This window comes from Acinetobacter sp. LCT-H3 (assembly GCF_001866125.1).
GTDB classification, from domain to species: domain Bacteria; phylum Pseudomonadota; class Gammaproteobacteria; order Pseudomonadales; family Moraxellaceae; genus Acinetobacter; species Acinetobacter schindleri.
On the sequence record NZ_MODX01000031.1, the window covers coordinates 1 to 20,620 of the forward strand.

16 protein-coding genes, 4 tRNA genes and 1 riboswitch are annotated in these 20,620 nt (G+C 43.5%); of the genes, 4 read left to right on the plus strand and 16 right to left on the minus strand.

The annotated features are described in order from the left end of the window. Window positions 1–530 precede the first annotated feature (530 nt). From BK820_RS12995 to secA, 8 genes are all read right to left on the minus strand, one after another. Window positions 531–607 (minus strand) — tRNA-Pro (locus tag BK820_RS12995). A gap of 17 nt (window positions 608–624) precedes the next feature. Then, window positions 625–700 (minus strand) — tRNA-His (locus BK820_RS13000). A 34-nt stretch (window positions 701–734) separates the two neighbouring features. Beyond that, window positions 735–811: transfer RNA gene (locus BK820_RS13005), tRNA-Arg, on the minus strand. A gap of 35 nt (window positions 812–846) precedes the next feature. After that, window positions 847–923: transfer RNA gene (locus BK820_RS13010), tRNA-Pro, on the minus strand. Between the two features lie 153 nt (window positions 924–1,076). Then, entirely contained in the window at window positions 1,077–2,144 is a 1,068-nt protein-coding gene (gene nadA, locus BK820_RS13015) for a quinolinate synthase NadA (protein ID WP_071321164.1), read from the minus strand. 160 nt (window positions 2,145–2,304) lie between these two features. Continuing rightward, on the minus strand, window positions 2,305–3,525 hold the full coding sequence (gene argJ, locus BK820_RS13020) for a bifunctional glutamate N-acetyltransferase/amino-acid acetyltransferase ArgJ (RefSeq protein WP_071321165.1): 1,221 nt from the start codon (window positions 3,523–3,525) through the stop codon (window positions 2,305–2,307). 154 nt (window positions 3,526–3,679) lie between these two features. Then, complete coding sequence (locus tag BK820_RS13025; protein WP_071321166.1) at window positions 3,680–4,033, minus strand: hypothetical protein; 354 nt, start codon at window positions 4,031–4,033, stop codon at window positions 3,680–3,682. Between the two features lie 135 nt (window positions 4,034–4,168). After that, the gene (gene secA, locus BK820_RS13030; RefSeq protein WP_004816144.1) at window positions 4,169–6,895 is read right to left on the minus strand and encodes a preprotein translocase subunit SecA; all 2,727 of its coding nucleotides are present in this window, start codon (window positions 6,893–6,895) and stop codon (window positions 4,169–4,171) included. A 322-nt stretch (window positions 6,896–7,217) separates the two neighbouring features. Between secA and BK820_RS13035 the strand changes: the two genes are divergently transcribed. Continuing rightward, window positions 7,218–7,859, plus strand: coding sequence for a peroxiredoxin (locus tag BK820_RS13035; RefSeq protein WP_004816142.1), 642 nt, complete (start codon window positions 7,218–7,220; stop codon window positions 7,857–7,859). 456 nt (window positions 7,860–8,315) lie between these two features. After that, window positions 8,316–8,897, plus strand: a complete 582-nt coding sequence (locus tag BK820_RS13040; protein ID WP_171249858.1) for a dual specificity protein phosphatase family protein — start codon at window positions 8,316–8,318, stop codon at window positions 8,895–8,897. Window positions 8,898–8,909: 12 nt separating this feature from the next. Here BK820_RS13040 and BK820_RS13045 read toward each other — a convergent pair whose 3' ends face one another. Genes BK820_RS13045 through trpA form a run of 4 tightly spaced genes read right to left on the minus strand, consistent with a single transcriptional unit; the run spans window position 8,910 to window position 12,917 of the window. After that, window positions 8,910–9,941 carry an SPOR domain-containing protein gene (locus tag BK820_RS13045; protein ID WP_071321167.1) on the minus strand — a complete coding sequence of 344 codons (1,032 nt, stop codon included), beginning with the start codon at window positions 9,939–9,941 and terminating at the stop codon, window positions 8,910–8,912. After that, the gene (folC, locus tag BK820_RS13050; protein ID WP_071321168.1) at window positions 9,938–11,224 is read right to left on the minus strand and encodes a bifunctional tetrahydrofolate synthase/dihydrofolate synthase; all 1,287 of its coding nucleotides are present in this window, start codon (window positions 11,222–11,224) and stop codon (window positions 9,938–9,940) included. Before folC ends, BK820_RS13045 begins: the two co-directional genes overlap by 4 nt. Beyond that, on the minus strand, window positions 11,221–12,117 hold the full coding sequence (accD, locus tag BK820_RS13055) for an acetyl-CoA carboxylase, carboxyltransferase subunit beta (protein ID WP_071321169.1): 897 nt from the start codon (window positions 12,115–12,117) through the stop codon (window positions 11,221–11,223). The genes folC and accD overlap by 4 nt, the downstream gene beginning before the upstream one ends. Next, window positions 12,114–12,917, minus strand: coding sequence for a tryptophan synthase subunit alpha (gene trpA / locus BK820_RS13060; protein WP_071321170.1), 804 nt, complete (start codon window positions 12,915–12,917; stop codon window positions 12,114–12,116). Before trpA ends, accD begins: the two co-directional genes overlap by 4 nt. 367 nt (window positions 12,918–13,284) lie before the next feature. On the opposite strand from trpA, the gene BK820_RS13065 reads away from it, so the two are divergent. Further along, entirely contained in the window at window positions 13,285–14,619 is a 1,335-nt protein-coding gene (locus BK820_RS13065) for a Na+/H+ antiporter NhaC family protein (protein WP_071321171.1), read from the plus strand. A gap of 47 nt (window positions 14,620–14,666) precedes the next feature. Here the strand turns inward: BK820_RS13065 and BK820_RS13070 are convergent, their stop codons facing one another. Further along, window positions 14,667–15,707: a helix-turn-helix domain-containing protein gene (locus BK820_RS13070; RefSeq protein WP_071321172.1), complete on the minus strand. Its 1,041-nt coding sequence runs from the start codon at window positions 15,705–15,707 to the stop codon at window positions 14,667–14,669. A gap of 143 nt (window positions 15,708–15,850) precedes the next feature. Here BK820_RS13070 and BK820_RS13075 point away from each other — a divergent pair, with 143 nt between their 5' ends. Next, window positions 15,851–16,729, plus strand: a complete 879-nt coding sequence (locus BK820_RS13075; protein WP_071321173.1) for a metal-dependent hydrolase — start codon at window positions 15,851–15,853, stop codon at window positions 16,727–16,729. A 59-nt stretch (window positions 16,730–16,788) separates the two neighbouring features. Here the strand turns inward: BK820_RS13075 and BK820_RS13080 are convergent, their stop codons facing one another. From BK820_RS13080 to BK820_RS13095, 3 genes are all read right to left on the minus strand, one after another. Further along, entirely contained in the window at window positions 16,789–17,781 is a 993-nt protein-coding gene (locus tag BK820_RS13080) for a DUF2804 domain-containing protein (protein ID WP_071321174.1), read from the minus strand. A 609-nt stretch (window positions 17,782–18,390) separates the two neighbouring features. Beyond that, entirely contained in the window at window positions 18,391–19,620 is a 1,230-nt protein-coding gene (gene trpB, locus BK820_RS13090; RefSeq protein WP_004816119.1) for a tryptophan synthase subunit beta, read from the minus strand. Then, complete coding sequence (locus BK820_RS13095) at window positions 19,604–20,245, minus strand: phosphoribosylanthranilate isomerase (RefSeq protein WP_008304226.1); 642 nt, start codon at window positions 20,243–20,245, stop codon at window positions 19,604–19,606. Before BK820_RS13095 ends, trpB begins: the two co-directional genes overlap by 17 nt. Window positions 20,246–20,390: 145 nt before the next feature. After that, window positions 20,391–20,609: riboswitch (cobalamin riboswitch) on the plus strand. Window positions 20,610–20,620: the final 11 nt, after the last annotated feature.

Sequence of the window (20,620 nt, forward strand, 5' to 3'; positions counted from 1 at the left end):
AAAATGGTACAGAATCGGGCATGTTACTTAATATTTTCTTTGTCTTTCTTATAAAAAGCTTCATTACCTTTCTCTAAATCTGCATATAAACTGATTACTCTTCATATAATTTTTTATTTAAATATTCATTATCTTTTCTTTTAGCAACCGCTCATTCTTATCATTTCAAAAAATAATTTTTCATACTTTTAAAACATATCCTCAAGAAAAACCCCGATAAATATCTTTTAGCGAAATATAGATAATTACTTCAAGCTTGTTATTTTCAATAAGTAGTGCCGCAATAATGGTTTCAGCATCGTTATTACTTATGGTTATATTATTGGACCACCAATCAGTGATCACATCAGACGAAAGCAAAATTATCTCAATAAAGTCAGACAATATACAAAGCAGAATATTTAAAGAAATAAGTAATCTAATTGAGAAGTAATTTAAAAACTCATTCTAATTTTATTTGAATTATTAAATTTCAGGCATAAAAAAACCGCTTAACGCGGTATCTTTTATCTCGACCATCTTTAAGGAGATGGTCGGAGCAGTAGGATTCGAACCTACGACCCCCTGGTCCCAAACCAGGTGCACTACCAGGCTGTGCTATGCTCCGATTTCAACTTTAAAAGTTGGGGTGAATGACGGGATTCGAACCCGCGACAACTGGAATCACAATCCAGGGCTCTACCAACTGAGCTACATCCACCATCATTTTGATTCTAAAATACCAGGCAACCAAATGGCGCGCCTGACAGGATTCGAACCTGTGACCATCCGCTTAGAAGGCGGATGCTCTATCCAACTGAGCTACAAGCGCTTTACCGATGATACTTATCATCCGCCTTGAAGAATTGGTCGGAGCAGTAGGATTCGAACCTACGACCCCCTGGTCCCAAACCAGGTGCACTACCAGGCTGTGCTATGCTCCGATTCATCTCAGCTTTCGTATCAAGCTAATCGCTTGGTACGGTGTGCATTCTAGGCGCGACGCCCAAAGACGTCAACACCTATATTTAAAAAAAATCAAAAAATCGCTTCAAGCGTATATTTATCAAGCATTTCAGACATTTTTTATACAAATTCTAACGTTTTAGACCTGCACTAAAGTCCAACATCCGGTCAAGTGGTAATTTTGCCCGTTCTGCCAAAGCAGGATCGACATGAATTTCCTGATCACCATGTTGCAACACATGCAGAATACCATCAAGTTCATTCATCGCCATCCAAGGACAATGCGCACATGAGCGGCAGGTAGCTCCCTCTCCAGCAGTTGGTGCTTCAATCAGGATCTTGTTCGGTACAGCCTGCTGCATTTTGTAGAATATACCGCGATCTGTTGCCACAATTAGTCGCTCATTAGGCAAAGTCTGAGCAGCTTTAATCAGTTGCGAGGTACTTCCAACAGCATCTGCAATTTCAACTACAGACATAGGGGATTCAGGATGTACCAGTACCGCAGCATCTGGATACAGCGCTTTCATATTGGCAATGCCACGTGAACGGAATTCTTCATGCACAATGCACGCACCATCCCATAGCAACATATCTGCACCGGTTTTCTTTTGAATATAACGACCAAGATGCTGATCTGGCGCCCAAATGATTTTTTCACCTAAGCTATCTAAATGCTCGATAATTTCTACTGCACAGCTTGAAGTCACCACCCAGTCCGCACGTGCTTTTACAGCTGCCGAAGTATTGGCGTAAACCACTACAGTATGATCAGGATGAGCATCGCAAAACTTGGTAAATTCATCGACAGGACAGCCGAGATCCAGTGAACAGGTCGCTTCTAATGTTGGCATAAGTACAGTTTTATTCGGTGATAAAATTTTTGAAGTTTCCCCCATAAATTTTACACCAGCGACGACCAAGGTAGACGCTGGATGATCGCGACCAAAACGAGCCATTTCCAATGAATCAGACACACAACCACCGGTGAGTTCTGCCAGTTCCTGAACTTCAGGATCGCAGTAATAATGTGCGACCAGTACAGCATCACGCTTTTTAAGCTCTGCCTGGATCTGTGCAAACTTTTCCTGCTTGGCCTGTTCACTTAATTGATGCTCTTTCGTCTCACCCAGGCGGTCCAAATGTGCCTGCACAATTGATTTGGCTTCATTGGCTATCAGTTTGGTTGCATCATTCATAACAACATCTTCTCTTTTCCTATATGCCTGCCTTACGCCAGACATCCACCCTACATCACATACCGGTCAGTTTTGGCAATATGCCTTTTTTTGACCATTCAATAAAAATTTTAAAAGTATAAAAAAGCCTCCAGACGGAGGCTTTTGAATTAAGTCAGCATTATGAACGATAGTCCGCATTGATTCGGACATAGTCATAAGACAGGTCACAGGTATAAACCGTATCTTTCGCTGTACCTCGTCCAAGGTCAACACGAATAGTCATTTCTGCCTGAGACATCACTCGCGCACCAGCTTCTTCCGTGTAATCTGCCGCTGCACCACCATCTTTACAGATTTGTACATCATCTAACCAAACCTGAATTTTTGCAACGTCTAAGTTTGCCACACCAGCATAACCAATCGCAGCCAGGATACGCCCCCAGTTTGGATCAGAAGCAAAGATCGCTGTTTTCACCAGCGGAGAATGGGCAATACTATAGGCAATATCACAACATTCTTGTGTATTCGCCCCACCCTCAACTGCCACAGTGATAAATTTGGTCGCGCCTTCACCATCACGTACGATCAATTGAGCCAAACGTTTCATGGTACGTGCAAGTACTTCAAGAACTACTGCATAACGTGGATCTTCAGTAGAGCTGATTTCAACACCGCCCGCCTGTCCAGTCGCAATAAAAATACAAGAGTCATTGGTTGAAGTATCACCATCAATAGTAATACGGTTGAATGACACGTTCACTGTTGTAGATAGCAACTGTTGAACCAGTTCACGGCTAATCGGTACATCGGTGGCTACATACCCTAACATGGTCGCCATATTCGGACGAATCATGCCCGCACCTTTAGAAATACCAGTCATGGTATAGGTGATGCCATCTATTTCGAACTGTTCAGAAGCACCTTTTGGTGTGGTGTCTGTGGTCATAATCCCTGTCGCTGCATCTACCCATGCATCATCACGCAATGAGTCTAGTGCTGGCTGTAAACCGCTCAATAGGCGCTCCATTGGTAGTTGCTCACCAATCACACCTGTTGAGAATGGAAGTACTTCCTCTGGTTTTACGCCAGCAATCTCAGCAAGCTTTGCACAAGTTGCTTCTGCATTTGCCATACCGGTTGGGCCTGTACCAGCATTTGCATTACCCGTATTAATCACTAAATAACGTGGATTGCCTACTGTCAAATGTGCCTTAGACACATGAACCGGTGCTGCACAAAAAGCATTTTGGGTAAATACACCTGCAACATTGGAGCCTTCAGCCAGTTCAAATATCACCAGGTCACGTCGGTTCTGATAGCGCACATACGCTTCTGCCGAACCAATTTTTACCCCTTTCACCACATGCATCTGTGGCATAGATACGTCACCAACTGCCATTTTAAAATGTCCAATATTGAAGTTTTAGAAAAATACAGCTTAGTTGATCTGAGACAAAAAATCGAGCCAAAGCCTGATAGACGCTCACTTTTCTTATGGTTTTTCACAATAAAAAACCAGTCATAGTGACTGGTTTTATTAAGCTCAGCAAAACTTAGTTTTTTGCCAGCTGGGCAGCTCCATTTAGCAATACTTGTTTCGCCTGTTGCTGACTAGTCGCGGACAATGCCGGATTAGATGCCACAATACGATCAGCATTGGCTGCATTGGCAGCAGTAATTGCAGCAGTTTGTAGTACGATCGGACGGTTCGGATTGGCAAAGGTATAACGGATACCTGTACGAGGGCTTTCCACGGTCACCTGACCGCTTGCATCTACCTGAACAGGTGCAGTCGTTGGGCCAATGGCTTGTTTGACTTTATCTACAGTTGTGGTTTCTGAAGCTGCAAAACTCAATGTAGGGATTGCCAAAGCAGCAATCATCAACGGTTGTAATACTTTTTTCATTGTCTGTCCGCAATTTGATGTCCAATGAGCAACTAAATAACACTTAATATTATGGACTGCAATTCAAAATGTGCTTTTGAAAAACTTTTTCACATAAAAAAATCAGAGCCCTGGAGCTCTGATTTTTTATATCACTTAAATTTTACCGTGACACTGTTTGTATTTCAGACCAGAACCACATGGACACGGTGCATTACGGCTTGCAGGCGCTTCAAATACCGGTGCAACTGAAGTTGTATTGGCATTTTGCAGGGTATGATCTTCTTCCCCATCTTCCAGCAGACTGTCAAATTCCTGATGAGACAACTGGATACGCATTGCTTCAGCCTGAGCCTGTTGCTGTGCTTCCATCTCAGCCAGTTCTTCAGCAGTTGGTACATGGATACGGGACAGGTCCATCACCACATCAGATTTGATCACACCCAGCATATTCACAAACAGGTTGTACGCTTCTTTCTTGTATTCCTGTTCCGGATTTTTCTGTGCATAACCACGTAGATGAATACCTTGACGCAGGTAATCCATCGCAGCCAGGTGCTCTTTCCAATGACGATCCAGAGAATTCAACAGGAAGTGACGTTCCAAAGTTGCTGCAGATTCAGCACCCATCTGTTCACGACGTTCGCGGTAGCGATTAATTACCTCATCGGTAATACGTTCAACCAGACCTTCTTCATCCAGACGACGGTCCTGTTCTAACCATTGACCTATTGGTAATTCGAAGTTCAGATCTTCTTTCAATGCCTGTTCCAGACCTTCAATATCCCACTGGTCATGAATAGATTCTGGCGGAACATAGTTGGCAATCATGCCCTTCATGACATCGCGGATCATTTCTTCGATGTAATCTTGTAAAGAGCTTTCAGCCAGAATATCATCACGTTGAGAATAAATGATCTTACGCTGTTCGTTATTTACGTCATCGTATTTCAACAGGTTCTTACGAATATCGAAGTTACGCGCTTCAACTTTACGCTGCGCATTTTCAATTGAGCGCGATACCATCTTGTGCTCAATCGCTTCATCTTCTTGCAGACCCATGGCACGCATCATGGCAATGATACGGTCACCTGCGAAGATACGCATCAAGTCATCTTCAAGTGACAGATAGAAACGGGATACACCCGGGTCGCCTTGACGACCAGCACGACCACGCAACTGGTTATCGATACGACGCGATTCGTGACGCTCAGAACCAATAATATGCAAGCCACCTGATGCCAATACGGCTTCATGGTTCTCTTCCCATTCAGCTTTCAAGCGAGCTTCATCTTCAGCTGTTGGATTTTCAATTTTAGCGAGTTTGGCTTTCCAGTTACCGCCCAGCAAAATATCGGTACCACGACCTGCCATGTTTGTGGCAATGGTTACTGCACGTGGTGCACCAGCTTGGGCAATAATATCTGCTTCACGTTCGTGCTGTTTTGCATTCAGAACTTCGTGCTGAATGCCCGCTTCTCGCAATTTATCAGAAAGAATTTCAGAAGCTTCGATAGTCGCAGTACCAATTAGAATCGGTGCTACACCAGCTTCATGAACACGTTGAATCTCCTGAATAATCGCGTTGTATTTACCTTCACGATTCAGGTAGATCAAGTCATTCTGGTCATTACGGATCATTGGACGGTGGGTTGGAATTAGCACCACATCCAGACCATAAATTTCTTTCATTTCCGCAGCTTCAGTATCCGCTGTACCGGTCATACCAGACAGTTTTTTATAAAGACGGAAATAGTTCTGGAAAGTTGTGGTTGCAAGCGTCTGGTTTTCAGGCTGGATTTCCAGACCCTCTTTCGCTTCTACCGCTTGATGCAGACCTTCAGACCAGCGACGGCCCGGCATGGTACGACCCGTGTTCTCATCAACAATGATGACTTCACCTTCATGGATAATGTAATGCACATTGCGTTGATACAGGTAATGCGCACGAATTGCCGCAGTCACGTGGTGCACAAGATTCAGGTTAGATGCTGAATACAGACTCTCGCCTTCAGCTAGCAAACCCATAGAAATCAGTTCATTTTCAACAAATTCAAAACCGGTTTCGGTGATTTCTACAGAACGCTGTTTTTCATCAATCCAGAAATGACCGCCATCCGGCACTTTCTCTTCTTTTTGCGGATGTAATTTTGGTGGAATACTATTGATTGCAGAATAAAGCTGAGAAGAGTCTTCACTTTGACCAGAAATGATCAATGGTGTACGTGCTTCATCGATCAGGATCGAATCGACCTCATCGATAATCGCATAAGTCAGACCACGCTGCTTTTTCTCTGCCAGCGAGAACACCATGTTGTCACGCAGATAGTCAAAACCGAATTCGTTATTGGTACCGTACGTGATATCGGCTTTATAAGCTTCAGCTTTTTCTGCCGGGTTTTGCATGGAGTAAATGATACCAATGCTCAAACCCAAGAATTCGAATAATGGACGGTTTAACTCAGCATCACGCTGTGCCAGGTAATCGTTCACAGTAATGACATGTACGCCCTGACCACTTAAAGCATTCAGATAACAGGCCAAGGTACCCATTAGGGTTTTACCTTCACCAGTACGCATCTCGGCAATTTTGCCTTCATGCAGGGTAATACCACCGATCAGCTGTACGTCGTAATGACGCATTCCCATAATACGTTTACCTGCTTCACGGCAGACCGCAAACGCTTCAGGGAGTAATTTATCTAGACTTTCGCCGTTATTATATCGTTGTTTGAATTCTTCAGTTTTTGCAGATAAGTCTGCATCGCTTAGGGCTGATATCGTCGGCTCGAGCGCATTAATCTTGTCTACGATTTTACGCATGCGTTTGAGTTCGCGCTCATTTTTGGTACCGAAGATTCCTCCGATCAGACTTGCCAACATGAATAGACTCTCTAAATCTTGCTTGTCAAATGAATATGTTCTTAGTCGTTTATTATGGTGCTAGAAATTTGAACTACAAGGGTTTTAATAAAAAAACCTTATTCCAGCTTCCAGCCCGGAGATCTAAGGCAACGTAATGTAGCAAATTTTGAACACGCAATATAGTAAAATACAGGGCTGTTTGATTCAAAAGCAGATAGATGGATTTTATCTTTATGCACTTTTGCTCATAAAAAAAGCTAAAAACGCTATTTTTAATTATAAAAAAACTGGTTCATATTAGTTTTATCCAAACCAATAACAGAATTTTGAGGCACATATCATGACTTTACGTTTAGGCGATACCGCACCGAACTTTGAACAACAATCAAGCGAAGGTCTAATTAATTTCTATGACTTTTTAGGTGATAGCTGGGGCATTCTGTTCTCGCATCCAGCGGACTATACGCCAGTATGTACCACTGAACTTGGCTTTACTGCAAAGCTTAAAGATGAATTTGAAAAGCGTGGTGTAAAAGCTATCGCCTTATCCGTAGATGATGTAGATTCACATCATGGCTGGATCAAAGACATTAATGAAACTCAAAATACCAGCGTGAATTTTCCGATCATTGCAGATCAGGACCGTAAGGTGTCTACCCTATATGATTTTATTCATCCCAATGCCAGTGAAACACTGACCGTACGTTCTCTGGTGATCATTGATCCGAACAAGAAAGTGCGTCTGATCATCACTTACCCCGCATCGACTGGTCGTAACTTCCATGAAATTCTACGTGTGGTTGATTCACTTCAGTTGACTGATAACCATAAAGTGGCAACGCCTGCCAACTGGCAACAGGGCGATGATGTAGTGATTGTTCCTTCATTGAAAGACGAGGAAGAAATCAAACAGCGCTTCCCGAAAGGTTATAAGGCTGTTACACCTTACCTTCGCCTCACGCCCCAGCCTGAGCAAAATTAAAAGGACTCCTTTTTAATTTTGCGCAAGACAAACGAAGTGCGTAGTAAAGGATCAGCAGGGCACTGCCTTGCCCGAACGCAAGACGAGAAGCTATGCTTCGCATTAAAGCTAAAGCACTGCTTTTAGTTTTTTCTCAAGACAAGCGAAGCGCGTAGTTTCAAATAGAAACCATGTTCCGTTCTAAGGAATATATTCCGTAAGAAGACGAGAAGCCATGCTTCAAGCGGTAAACTAAAGCCGAGTTGCTCATTAAACTAAAATTAAGCTGTAATCAACTCTCCAGCATAGAAATCAAGATAGTCAAAATCATAAATGTTCATTTCCATGTTTTGATTAAAACCCATTGACGAGCCGGGTTATCGAGCTTTCTATTAAGCCTGTCTTCAGACAGGCTTTTTCTTTGTGAAAAGTTTTATTCTGTTTAAAATAGTGATTAAAACTACAATTCAGAGCACCATGAAAAATTATTATTCATTTTTTATCGTTTCTATCTTTGCCTTAGCTGGTTGTATGACTACACCTGCCTTACCAGAATATCAGCGTCCTGCGCATTGGGGACAGGAAATTCATCAACAATATAATTTCTATCAGATTAGTAATGAACTCTATCGCAGTGAACAGCCCAGCCATGAACTGAAGCCTTTGTTGAAACAGTATGACATTGATGTGGTCATTAACCTGCGTTCACGTGATAAAGATTCTGAAATACTCGACAATGAAAATCTAAAGCTGAGACATATACCCATTCATACCTGGGCTATGCAAAGTGAAGATTTACTCAAGGTGATGCAGCTGATTCAGCAGGCACGGCAAAATAATGAAAAGGTATTATTACACTGCTATCACGGTTCTGATCGTACCGGTGCCAGTGTAGCCATGTACCGGATTATTTTTCAGAACTGGAGTATTGATGATGCGGTAAAAGAAATGAAACATGGCGGTTATGGTTTTCACAGTATCTGGCGCAATATTGAAAAATTATTTACCCCTGAAAATGTAAAATGGATCCGAGAGCAACTCACGGATCCATCTGTTTAAAGCAGACTTAAATTAACGTTTATCTAAAGGCACCCAATCGTTAACCCAGGCTGATTTCATGTTCAGACTGGCATCAGAGGCGATTTTCTTACGGATCGCATCAGCTGCTTCACGGTCTTTCGATGGACCCACCATAATCCGTATTCCTTTTGAAGTTGGGCTCTTAGTCACCTTATAGCCTTTGGCACGCAGTTTTGCTGCAATCGCATCAGCATTGGCTTCATTGGCAGCCAGTGCCACCTGAACCATCCACTGCTTGTCATCTTCGCCTTCCAGCAACTTACGTGCTTTTTCAGCTTCGGCCTTTTTCTTGGCTTCTTCAGCTTTATGTTTTTCCTCAGCCTTACGTTTCTCTTCGGCAGCTTTTTGTTCAGCCTCTTTCTTCTCAGCCGCTTTACGCTGTTCTTCTGCTTTCTGCTGTTCGGCTTTACGCTTTTCTTCTGTCTTACGTTTTTCTTCAGCAGCCTTGCGCTCAGCTTCTTTCTTCTCAGCCACTTTACGCTCTTCTGCCTTGCGCTTTTCCTCTGCAGCTTTACGCTCAGCTTCTTTCTTCACAGCATCAGAAGAATCTTGCTGCTGGGTTAAATTTTGCTGCTCAAGCTTTTTTTGCGCGGCTGCTTTGTCTTCGGCTAAACGTTTCTGTTTGGCCTGTTCATCTTCCACCAGTTCTGGTGGAATATTGTCTGAGCTTTGCTGGCCCATACGGTGTGCATTTAGGGCAGCATATTCTTCAGCCGCCTTACGTGCTGCATCCGCTTCAGCCTGCTGTTGCATCGCCAGGAATTCTGCTGCACGTGCTTCCTGCTCAGCCACGGCCTTTTCACGGTCACGGCGCTGCTGCTCCAGAAGACGTTTTTCAGTTTCAACATCTACCGTCAATGAACTCGGACCAGCTACATCCCGACTTTCTACCTGAGCTGGCTGTTCTGGCACATTCACACTATGATGATCAATTTCTGCTTTGCCTTTCAGGAGTAATGCTGCCAATAAAACACCACCACCTAATAAAACAACGCCTCCCATCCAGCGTTGTTTGTTATTCATTGACATTCTTCCAAATACTCCCATACCGCTTCTAACGTATGAAATGAACCACACACTAAGATCAGCTGATTATTATTCGTTTCATCCAGCGCTGATTGAAAAGCTAATTTAACATTGTTATAGGTTTCCACCGCTTGCCCGGCTAAAGCATCAGTCAATACCGACAGCTCTGCTGCACGTGGAACATTTAACGGTGCAATTTTCCATAATCGGATACTGTCTTTCAATAACCCGACTACAGAATTTATATCTTTATCACCTAACATCGAAAAGACACAGACTACTTCCGAAATCTGCGAATGATGATTTAAATAGTGACTTAACTGTTTTAACAGGAACTCGACCCCATGCGGATTATGCCCGGCATCAAATATCACAGTTTTATTTGTAATTTCACGAATCTCAAAACGACCTGGCAATTTTGCCGTCTGAATTCCTTGTGCAATGGCTTCCTGACTGACTTCCAGACCACTCACCAGAATTGCTGCAACAGCTGTCGAGATATTATCCAGTGCCAATGAACCTGTCGGAAGTTTCAGTGTTGTCCCCGAAGATGCAAAACCCCAGGATGCACCATCTTCAAAGGCTTCATAAAAATAATCACGATTGATGGCGTATAACGGCGCTGTACATTCGGCAGCCTTATCTAAAATCGCTTGAGGAATGTCCTGCTGTCCGCCAAAAACCACCGGAATATTTGGGCGGATAATGCCGGCTTTTTCAAAGGCAATTTTTTCAATGGTATCACCGAGCCAGTCGGTATGATCCAGACCAATATTGGTAATCACTGCAACGTCTGGATTGACGACATTGACCACGTCCAGACGACCACCCAACCCTACTTCCAGCACCCATACATCACACGCTTCATTTTTAAAAATAACAAAGGCAGCGAGTGTGGTTGCTTCAAAGAAAGACAGGCTCAAACCACATTCGCGGCGAGCCTGATCAACTTCAACAAAAGCATCTACCAGCAACTGATCTTCAACTTCAATACCGCATAGTTTGACGCGCTCATTAAAGCGATACACATGCGGGGATTGATACAGACCCACCTTCAAACCTTGCGCATTTAGAATGGCGGCCAGGGTGGTCGTGGTCGAACCTTTGCCATTGGTTCCAGCAACGGTCAGCACTTTGGCTTCAGGCTGTGTAACGCCCAGCTTTTCAGCGACTGGAATGACCCGCTCCAGACCTAAATCAATACCCGTAACGTGAACATGGCTCCAATAATCGAGCCATGTATCTAAAGAATCTGTTGCTAAAGGTGCTGCTGTGTTCAAGGCAAATTCATCAATTTCGTGACAATACGATAGACTGTATCACGTAATGCATGACGGTGAACAATTTGGTCGATCACACCATGATCAAGCAAATATTCTGCACGTTGGAAAGGTTCTTCCAGCTTTTCACGTACTGTTTGTTCGATGACACGTTTACCCGCAAAACCGATCATTGCTTTCGGTTCAGCAATATGCACATCACCTAACATAGCCAGAGATGCAGTTACACCACCATAAACCGGATGGGTAAGCACGACTACGTATGGCAGACCTGCTTCTTTCAGACGCTGGATTGCAGCTGATGTACGAGCCATCTGCATCAAAGACAACATGCCTTCCTGCATACGTGCTCCACCTGAAGCGGCAAAACAGATCAATGGCTGTTGCAGTTCAATCGCACGTTCAGCGGCTTGCACAAAACGGTCACCCACCACAGTACCCATTGAACCGCCCATGAAATCAAATTCAAAAGCAGTTGCAATCATTGCTACGCCTTTCAGCAGACCTTGCATCACAACTAAGGCTTCAGTTTCGCCAGTTTTTTTCTGCGCTTCTGACATGCGGTCTGGATAGGCTTTGCTGTCGACAAATTTTAATGGATCTTTTGCCTTAAATTCCTGACCCATTTCTGTCTGTACTTGGTCAAAGAACCAGTTCAGACGGTCACGTGCCTTCATTCTCAGATGTTCATCACATTGTGGACAAACAAAGGCATTAAATGACATCGCGGTACGTGTCACCAAAGCATGACATTCTGGGCACTCAATCGTTGGCTCAGTAAATGTCGCCTTAAGTGCGGTTTGCTCATCAGGAACATCAATACCTGGAACTGTACGTTCCGTCCATGGGGTCGATGGGCTCAGAATTTTGCCTGATTTGACTGGTTGACTCATACTAACTCATCGAGCGCTGCTCGAAGCTCCTTGACTTTATTCACCGTTTTGACAACGGCTTGTTCTGGCGCGAGCGTTGCAAACTGCTTCACGAACGCACTTCCTACAATCACTGCATCGGCAGCAACACCCATCGCTTTCGCAGATGCAGCATCACTGATACCAAAACCAACGCCAACAGGAACATCTGTCTCGGTCTTAATTTTCTGAATGCGAGCGGCAGCTTCAGATACATCTAAAGTTGCTGCACCGGTCACCCCTTTTAGTGACACATAGTAAATAAAGCCACTGGCCTGTTTTACCACGTGCTGAATACGGGCATCGGTTGAAGTTGGCGCCAGCAGGAAGATTTGATCCATCTCGTATTTTTGCAATACGATTTTCAAATCATCTGCTTCTTCAGGTGGCAGATCCACCAGAAGTACACCATCGACTCCACATTCATGAGCATAAGCCACGAACTTTTCATAGCCAATCACTTCAACAGGGTTTAAATAACCCATCAGAACCACTGGAGTTTCGTTATCTTTCTGACGAAACTCTTTCACCATTTCCAGAGCATTCAGGGTATTGGTTCCGCCTGCAAGTGCGCGTTCAGCAGCAAGTGCAATCACGGGACCATCCGCCATCGGATCTGAAAATGGAAGACCCAGTTCAATCACATCGACACCGGCATCTACCATTTGATGGAGCAGAGGTACAGTCACCTCAGGATGCGGGTCACCAGCCATAACATAAGAAACTAAAGCTTTACGCTGTTGAGATTTAAGTTGTCCAAATCGTGTGGCTAAACGTGACATAGGGTTGTGCGTTCCTTAACGTGTTTTCAAACTTGAAGCGTTGACTATTGTAGAAATACAAGACACCGCATTGTAACGCTATTTTTTGTTCATTGAACAGTACACAGCGAAGCGGTATTGTATTTCATTTCCTGCGCGAAGATTTCAGAACAACCCGAAAGACAGTATTTACGAATATTTTGATTTTTTTCTCAATGATCAAAGATGACTAATTTCGCTATTCTGTAAAATATTGAATGTTTAGATAAACTTATTTTTATCACCAAAAACTGAATAAAAACACAGGTGTTAGCGCATATATTTAAAGTTTTCTGAAATTGCAAAACCTGCTTTATACTACGCGCACTTTTTTACTTTTCTATCTCCTATGCAGACTGATTCAGAAGCTACAGTGCAGGCACGGGCCATTGCACTGTTGCCGCTTATTGTATTTTTAACAATCTTTTTAGGCAGCGGGATTTATCACACCATGATTGGAACCGAGTTCGCGTTCTATCAGGTGAAAGCGCCTGTTGCTGCCCTGCCTGCGATTATCTTGGCTGCATTAGTGTATCGCGGCAAACTCAACCAAGGTATTGAAGAATTTCTTAAAGGTGCCAGTCACCCTAACCTGATTCTGATGTTCATGGTGTTTATGCTGGCGGGAGCATTTGCCAGTGTTAGCAGTGCTATTGGCAGTGTCGATGCCACCGTGCAAATGGGTCTATCGGTGATTCCACCAGAATTTGTCTTGCCGATGCTATTTATTATTTCGGCATTCATTGCCACCGCAATGGGTACCTCAATGGGGACGATTGCTGCCTGTGCACCGATTGCCTTTGGCTTTACTCAAGCCACGGATATTACCGTGATTCATGCCATTGGTGCGGTCGTCGGCGGTGCAATGTTTGGTGATAACCTGTCGATGATCTCGGATACTACGATTGCGGCGACCAGCAGCCAGAAAGTGCAGCTACGGGACAAGTTCCGGGTCAATGTCTGGATTGCAGTACCGGCGTCAATTGTCACTATTGCGATTTATTTCTTTCACACCAGCACAACAAGCGGCGTGGAATATAAGGAGTTTAACTGGCTATTAGTCCTGCCTTATATTGCGGTTTTTGTCTTGACCTTTAGTCGTCTGCATGTACTTGCGGTCTTGGCAATTGGCGTATTGCTATCGGGCTTATTTGGTCTGTTCGCGACATCAGAGTTTGACCTACTTAAACTGAATAATTCAATCTATGATGGTTTTGTCGGGATGTTCGAAGTCGCTTTGCTGTCGATGTTTCTCGGTGGTTTGTCCGCCATCATGCAACGTGAAGGCGGTTTACGCTGGCTGATCGAACGGATCTATGCGCTAACCCGTTTATTTAAAGTTGGCCGTCAACGTGCCGGTGAAATTGGTATCAGTTTTCTGGTAATTTTCTCGAACTTGTTTGTGGCCAATAATACCGTGGCGATCATCTTGTCTGGTGATATGGCACGTGAAGTGGCCAAAGAATATGGTGTTGATCCAAAGCGGTCTGCTGCCTTGATGGATATTTTCTCTTGTGTAGTTCAAGGCCTGATTCCTTACGGCGCACAGCTATTGCTGGCCTGTTCGATTGCCAAGTTGTCTCCGGTAGAATTGATTGGTGGCGTTTATTATTGCTGGATTCTGGCGATCTTTGCAGTACTGGCAATTGCGTTTAGGTTTCCCCGACTCAAAGCAAATGCTTAAGCAGTAAAAGTAAAAATCAGCGATCCTTATGGGTCGCTTTTTTATTTCTATTTTTCTTCCTTTGTTTTGAAGAGTTTTCGCGCCTGTAAAAGTGTTTGCCCAGTTGCAGCTTTATAGGCACGCGCCAATGCAGATTGATCAGAATAATCCAGCTGCTGAGCAATTTCAGTCAGGCTAAGCCCCTGCTGTAATAACGTCTCACAGCGTTTCATTCGCTCCTGTTCCAGCAACTTTTTAAAGGAACTGCCCTGCTCGCTTAAATAACGCTGTAAGCTGCGTGATGACATCCATAGCTGCTGTGCCAGTTGTTCAATTTTGATTGCTTGATATTCAGTACGTAGCTGATCAGCAATAATCTTTCGTGCCTGCTGTAATATTGATTCATTTGAAGACCTGGTAGCAATGGCTTCTTCAGCCTGGCGGACGAGCAGCTGTAACAGCATCGGATCAGCCTGTTCTGACCTGAATTGTAAATCTTGTAAGTCCAGCTCAAAACCATAATAGGCCTGAGAAAAACGCACGTCCACGCCAAAGAATTTCTGATAATGCCGTTGCGCCATCAACGGTGCATGAGCTAACCGAACACAACGTAGTACCAGCGGATGATCCTGTAAAATATAACGACCCAGTTGCACCATCGCTGCAATCGTTAATTCATTCAGCAACTGATATTTCTCATGCAGAAAATCCCAGTACAGTTCAATACTTTGTTCATGCTGTTTTATTTGCAGAGGGACAAACTCACTACCATCCACTACTAGCCGTTGAAAACGCATGATATAACCGATCATCTCGGAAATACTGCTACTTTTCGAGGCCATATAACCCAATACCCCAAAATGCTCCGGACGAATAGACTGGACAATTTCAAAAATTAATTGCGGACAATGCAGATACGTTTGGGTTCTTTCAATAACTGTGTTTAATAACTCAAGAGGAACTTCAGTATCAAAAGGCTGGTCAATTAAATGGCGCAATGGGGTATTTAGATCTTTAAGAAAATCAGCCTGCAGGGGTTCTATATTCAGGCTGCGCAGATGCGTAGCCCACAGTTGAATATAACCATTTGATATTCGTATGTCCTGCATGTGTAATTCTCGATGAGTGGAGCAATTTGACAAGCTTTATTTTCATTTGGCGTAAAATGTATAAAAATTGGCAATAACTGTCAAAACAATTTGTGTAATAGTCGACATAATGTCAGCATCGACATCAACAAGAATGACAAAAGATGAATGCACCATTAAAAACAACTGTACAGCCGGTGGTTCGCACCAATCTTGACTTTAAACTTGATGAAATTCCTCGCTTCTGGTTTGGCGGTGATCCTTTCCTAACCCGTATGTTTGACGCCTTGAGCCTGACTTTCCCGGATGGTGAACGCTACTTCATTCAAAGCGTACGCCTGTTCCGCGACAAAATTGCCGATCCTGACCTGCAAAAACGGGTAGCAGACTTTATCCGTCAGGAAGCACAACACGGTATTGCGCATGAAAAGATGAACCAGATCATGAAACAGCAAGGTATGCCGGTAGATCAATTCATTCAGCGTTTAAACAGAATTTTTAAATTCGAACTGGAAAAACGCTCACCTCAATACAACATTGCCATGACCGCTGCGGCTGAGCATATGACTGCGCTGATGGCAGAAACCTTCTATGCTTATAAAGACACCTTGAAAGAAGCGCATCCTTATGTGCGTGCCCTGTTTGCCTGGCATGCAATCGAGGAAATGGAACATCGTGATGTTGCGTTTGATGTAATGAAACAAGTAGGTGATGTACCAGAAAATCTACGAAAGTTCACCTTAGCATGGACCAGTGTATTGATGATCGGCTTTACCATTTATCGGGCCAATGTGATGTTAAAGCATGACGGGTTTACGCCACGCCAACGTCTGCAGATGAATATTCGCGGCCTGCCATGGTTCTTTGGTAAAAAAGGCAAGCTGACCCGTATGGGCAAACAGTATCGTGACTGGTTTAAAAAGGATTTCCATCCTAGCCAGCATCCCGTGATTGCTCAATACGACGTCTGGGTAAAAACACTGAGTGAAACCAATGATCCAATTCAGGCGGGTGAAGTATTCTGGCGAGCAGCTAAAGACTAAAAAAATAAAAGTAAGAAAATAAAAAAGCCTTTAACTAAAGGCTTTTTTCCTGCTGATGATTACCATTTGGCATAATGCTGTTCAAGCAAAGCATATTCATCTAGCAATACATATTCCTGATCATCCTGCTGAATGGTCCCGGATACTCGTGCCTGCCATTGGCTAAACTGGCTACCGACCAGACGCAGATTCAGATTTTCATAACGGCGCCAGCCCGTAGTCACACGCAAATTTAGCTTCTCATCCAGTGAGTGTATACTCCACTGACTTTCTGACTCCTGCTGAAACAGCACGTCGGTCAAGGCATAAATCTTGCCGTTGACCCATAAACAGTTTTCATTGCCAAAGCTTTCATTCACGCCTGATGCAAGATTAATTCCAATCCGGTTCTGCTTGGTGTCCCAAAAATTACAGGATAACCAGAACCATGCTGTTTCGGGACGCAGAAAACCACAGGTATCATCCAGTGAAGCAAAGGTACGTTCATTAAACTGGATGGTCTGCCCTTGTTTGTTAACAAAATGTCCTTCACAGCCCAAAGTCGTTAATTTCTGGGTATAAGTCCAGCCATTAATACCTGTTGGACTACACATACTGAGTGGATCTGTTCCGGCACAGAAAATCCGGGCACTCAGCTTTATATCTCCATATTTGGTCACAGTGATATAACGCACACCATTGGCATGCTGAATTTCAATCTGGTATGGAGATTTATGAAAATAACTATGATTAAACAGCGGCTGTTCATCTAAAACAGTGTGACGTGACAGAAAATTGATCGCATTCCATTCCCGTACTTCATTGGTCTGATGATCATAGATATAGAAGAAACCATGCCCTGCCCAGGCAATATCAGCGATCGCTACGCCAATACTGTAGTGTTCATGCTGAATGCTACAGAATTTGAATTTTTTGTATTTAAGATGCTTACGCCAGCCGGCAACAATCTGGCCATAAGGAGTTTTGTACTGGTAAGCATTGTAATCGATACTTTTGGGAATCTCTTTGAAACGTCCGTAACGGGGTTGTCCATTTGCCTGAATTAAATCCATATAAGGCATTCCATCTAAGTCGGAGAGTTTATACAGCCGTGTTCAATATTATGCTAATTCCTTAGTCTTGATAAGGAAATTTTTCTACCGTTTATCGCCAAATTACTAGCAAGAATTTGATTTCATTTGAATCTTATTCTTTTTCTGAGGATCCAAAATTTTAGTTATCTGTATAGGAGACTTTTTTTGCGACATGGATGTCGCCCGTTGAGCAGCATTATCAGGATGTAATGTCTGCTGATTAAAAAACCTTTGGTTACTTTGGGCTTTTCCAAAGTAATATCTACCTGAAGGAAAGTTTTTGAAGCATTTTTCTCGCACACCCATTTTCATTATAAGTCTGCATATTGATTCTTTAGTAAATCATTACTTTTGTTTCGGCAAAAGTAACAAAACTATTTTGTATTTCTGATGCTACTTTCCTGTCTCACAGAAATACGGGTGACATCCATGTCGCTGATTCACGATTCAAATTTCTGGAAAATATTCCATCTTTTTAAAAATAAAAAATCGCACTCAATTGCTTGAATACGATTTTTAAATCCTCCCAACCCTCCTTTTTCAAAGGAGGGCTATTCCCTCTTTTGTAAAGAGGATTAGGGAAATTATTTACATCTCAACCATTTCCACGCCATCAATACCTGCAACGGTCATCAAGTCTTTATCACCACGACCTGAAACAGTGGCAATGATGATCTGGTCTTTAGACATTGTTGGAGCAAGTTTGGTTACGTATGCCATCGCATGTGAGCTTTCTAGCGCAGGAATAATACCTTCGATCTTGGTAAGATCACGGAAACCTTGTAATGCTTCTTCATCATTGATCGGTACGTATTTCACGCGATCCATATCTTTCAGGAAGCTGTGTTCCGGTCCAACACCTGGATAATCCAGACCCGCAGAAATCGAATGCGTTTCGATAATCTGACCTTGTTCGTCAGACATCAGATAAGTACGGTTACCGTGTAGCACACCGACATGACCAGCATTCAATGGTGCAGAATGCTTACCACTTTCGATACCATGACCTGCTGCTTCAACGCCATACATTTTCACATCTTGATCATTCAGGAATGGATAGAATAAGCCCATCGCATTTGAACCACCGCCGACGCAAGCAACCAGAGCATCCGGAAGACGACCCGCCTGTTCCAGAATCTGACGGCGTGCTTCACGACCAATAATCGACTGGAAATCACGAACCAGTTGTGGATATGGATGTGGGCCTGCTACCGTCCCGATTGCATAATATGTGGTATCAACATTTGTCACCCAATCGCGCATTGCTTCATTCATGGCATCTTTCAAAGTCTTAGAGCCACTTTCTACTGCAACAACTTTTGCACCCAACAAACGCATACGATACACGTTCATGGCCTGACGTTTTACATCATCTGCCCCCATATATACAACACATTCAAGACCCAAACGCGCTGCGATGGTTGCTGTTGCAACACCATGCTGACCTGCACCAGTTTCCGCAATAATACGTTTTTTACCAGACAGTTTTGCCAGCAGCGCCTGACCAATCGTGTTATTTACTTTATGCGAACCTGTATGGTTCAAGTCTTCACGTTTCAAGTAAATTTGGGCACCACCCAACTCTTTCGACCATCGTTCAGCATGATAAAGCGGACTCGGACGACCTACGTAGTAAGCGAGGTCACGGTCGAATTCTGCCAAAAACTGTTCGTCATTTTTCATACGGAAATACAACTTCTCCAGGTCTTCCAGAGCTGCCATAAGTGTTTCTGACACAAAACGCCCGCCATGAATACCGAAATGCCCTTTTGCATCAGGGAATTGGGTATAGTCAATCACATTATTTTGCTGATCCACGTAGGACTCCTTGCATAAAGCGTTCGATGAGTTGTTGGTCTTTAATACCTTTTGCGGACTCGACACCGCCGCTCACATCCACCGCATACGCATGTGTGGTGAGAATTGCCTGTTCGATATTGTCAGGATTTAATCCCCCTGCCAAGATCAAAGGAATATTGAGTTTAGGGAAAGTGGTCCAGTCAAAACTATGCCCTGTTCCACCTTTTAAGTCTGGATGCCATGCGTCTAACAGCACTGCACTTGCGCCTGCATCCTGATATTTTTGAATTTCAGCTACTACATCCAGACCGGGTTTGACCTGAATGGCTTTGTACCAACGGCGTCCAACCTGTCTGGCTATTGACCAACACTGCTCTGGAGTTTCATCACCATGAAATTGCAGGATATCCAGCGGCACGGTTTTTAAAATAGTCTGAATTTCATCGGCACTGCTATTTACGAATAATCCCACTGCCTGTACATAGGCAGGAACTGTCTGAATCAGTATTTCAGCGTGCGCTAAAGTCACACTACGCGGACTCGGCGGATAAAATACAAATCCAATCGCATCACAGCCTGCATTGACTACAGCATGTACATCTTCAACTCGGGTAATTCCACAAATTTTGGCACGGGTTCGCATATTGATTTGGCTCGAAAATTTCCTCAATGTCATAGCCGATCTATAAAATTGAGCAAATCATTGTAAAGCAATTTTTATAGCTTGCGTAAAGTTCGATCTGATATTTATTTATTCAGATTGTTTAAATGACATGCTCGACTTATACTGCGCTCAACTTGCAACAAGTCAAAGCTTTCTGCTTTAGGGAAGCTGGTGTAAATCCAGCACTGCCCCCGCAACGGTAAAAAATGAAACGTCAATCAGTTTAAACCTCAGGTTTACACCACTGCATATAATGATATAGAGATGTGGGAAGGTGTATTGGCAGCATGGCAACAGCCCTGCACATTTAAGTCCGGATACCTGCTTGTTGTGTTCTTTAACTCAATCATTCAC